General features: G+C 78.8%; 1 pseudogene. It reads right to left on the minus strand.

The window, feature by feature from the left end:
- Positions 1–391, minus strand: a pseudogene (locus B7767_RS42155) (DNA-binding protein); the annotation flags it as partial.

Here is a 391-nt window from a genome sequence, read left to right on the forward strand (position 1 = left end):
CCCGGCCGCGTAGGCGAGTTCCACCCAGAACGCGGCCACCGGCTCGGGCACGTCCAGGGCGGTGGCGGTCCGCTTCAGGTCCCGCACGCTCAGCCCGCCGGCCCGCAGCACCGCCGGGCCGCCCTCGTGCCAGTCCTTCAGCAGCTCCTCGACCGTCGACAGCGCCGTGTACGCCTGCCCGGCCGCCGTCGCGTCCACCACCTGTGGACGGTGTGTGGCGGCGGCCTCGACGGGCGGCGGCGACGGCTCCACCGTCCGGTGCGCCCGTCCGGCTCGCAGCCGCAGCGCGACCTCGCGCGGCAGGACGACCGTCCCGGGCGCCGTCGGCAGCAGCAGCCCCCGGTCGAGCAGCCAGCGCAGCCGGGGTGCGGGATCGGCGGGGACCCGCCCC

This window comes from Streptomyces sp. 13-12-16 (assembly GCF_002114215.1).
Classification (GTDB): Bacteria; Actinomycetota; Actinomycetes; order Streptomycetales; family Streptomycetaceae; genus Streptomyces.